This window comes from Aliikangiella sp. G2MR2-5, assembly GCF_015687155.1.
Classification (GTDB): Bacteria; Pseudomonadota; Gammaproteobacteria; order Enterobacterales; family Kangiellaceae; genus Aliikangiella.
Genome location: NZ_JADPQF010000017.1, coordinates 1 through 2,132, shown reverse-complemented (window position 1 = coordinate 2,132; position 2,132 = coordinate 1). Strand labels below are relative to the sequence as shown.

General features: G+C 37.6%; 2 protein-coding genes. Both read left to right on the top strand.

What is annotated here, in order from left to right; translation table 11 throughout:
- The coding region (locus IYN84_RS20805; protein ID WP_210330780.1) for a hypothetical protein at positions 1-494 on the top strand (494 nt) is incomplete at its 5' end.
- Between the two features lie 76 nt (positions 495-570).
- On the top strand, positions 571-1,719 hold the full coding sequence (locus tag IYN84_RS20800) for a DUF4062 domain-containing protein (protein ID WP_196141209.1): 1,149 nt from the start codon (positions 571-573) through the stop codon (positions 1,717-1,719).
- Positions 1,720-2,132 lie beyond the last annotated feature (413 nt).

The following is a 2,132-nucleotide window of genomic DNA, read 5'->3' as shown; positions in this document are numbered from 1 at the left end:
GCATTACAAATACCCAACACAAAATTATGCATTACGATAAATTTGAACTGAAAAGCAATGGTGAGATCTGGATCAATGACCGACCTTTTATGGAAATTATTAAAGAGGTCGAGATGCCATTTGCTCAAAAAGAATATGATGAAAGGATTAAAGAAGGAGAAAGTTCTGATGATCTCCGCCTATTAGCAGGGGACTATATTTACCCACATAGTTCCAGTTTATATTTACCAAGTAGAAATCTTCTCGATGAGCCTGCTTGTGTCGCCGATAAGGGATTCGTATTGGAAGAAAATGACCCTGAAAGTGGTAAGTCTTTAATTTTAGAATGTACTTGTGGAATTACCGAATGTTGGTTCTTACAAGCTCGAATTGAACTAACTGACGCAACAGTCAGATGGTATGACTTTTCGCAATTTCATCGTGACTGGAAGTATAACCTGGAATATGTTTTTGAGCGAAAATTATATGAGAAACAGGTTAGGCAAAAATGCTAACAAGGATTAGAAAATGGATTCGGCTAAAAGACAGCCTCACAATTTAAATAAGCGTTAACTGTCCAAGGAGATTACATTGGCAAAATTAAGAATATTCGTTTCTTCAACATGTTACGACTTGGGTGTTATTAGATCTGAACTAAGGCCATTTATAACAGCCCTTGGTCATGAGCCTGTAATGAGTGATTATTCCGATATTTTATATGATCCGAGGTCACACACTCATGACAGCTGCATCAAGGAAGTTCCAAATTGCGATATGGTCGTGTTAATTATTGGCTCAAGGTTTGGAGGTACTGGAATTCCATCAGTTCTAGACAATTTTGATTTTGATAACTTGAGTAGTATGTCCACAAAAACAGCGTTATTGGAATATAAAGATAAGCTTTCAATTACGCAGCTAGAAATCCTGAAAGCCGCAGAACAATCCATTCCTGTGTACGCATTTGTGGATGAAAAGGTATTCCATGATCATCATGTATATGAAAAAAACAAGTCCAAGCCTGAGGTTATTGATGCGATTGAGTTTCCATCTATACAGAAGAAGGATACTGCAAAATACATTTTTGAATTTATTAATTTCTTAACTCACAGAGCACATAACAATAGCATCACTCCTTTTTCTAGACTTGACGAGATAAAAGAGAATCTAACTGGTCAATGGTCTCAGCTATTTCAACGCTTGTTGTCTGAAAATAGAACCCGAACAATTGAGTCAAGGAGGTATCTTGATTTCTCAGAAAGGCTGGATGATCTAAAGTCGGTTGTCATGGCATCTATCGCCACACCAGATTTACGAGATACGGCACGTGGCGCAATACAATTTAGGCATTTACTGACATTCTTATCTGCCTTACATGCCCCTAATCTAAAAGAGCTATTAACTTCAGACTTTTCTTGGGAGGAACTTCTTTCAGAATTTCAAATCACTGAAATACGAGAAGTTGACCGATCAGAAAGAATGCGACCAGAACTATTCCTGCTCAAAAATGATGGTACATTCTACCGCTGTCGTTATAGTCCATCGGTAATTGAAGACATCCGAATTGATTGGAGTAATTTCACACAGATTGATAAAGACAGTCGTGTAGCAATCATTGATGCAACACTAGAAGATCGTGATAGTAGAAGACATCGACCGATCTTTCACGTAAACAAAAACTTCGATGAATACGTCGAAGAAAAATTTCCTCAGGAAAACTTAGAGCTTGATGAAGACAGTTAACAAGGCCATGCACAGGATGTCAAAAAGCTACGTTCGTTACACTCACTTCACTTTTTGCCACCTGTGATGGCGGCGTTAACTGTCAAAACTATGAACCAAAATATATCTAAAGAACAATGGGATGAACTTGACCTATTGATAATCGAGAATAAGAAACTCGAGTTTAATCAGATGTATCAAAAGCTGACTAAGTGTTCAGTTAAAGAGCTGATTGATATTAAGGCTGAGAGATATAGGCATCTTAAAGAAGTATGCCCTGAAAAATTTAAACTTACGGATGAGGAATATTGGGATGGATATTATTCTTAATCTCGAAAACAATGTAGTTGCAGTTAACAAGTCGTTGGTGGCGCGACAATTCACTCGCGAACTCGTTCATTGCCGCACAACGAAGCGTTATGTGAACTAATCAT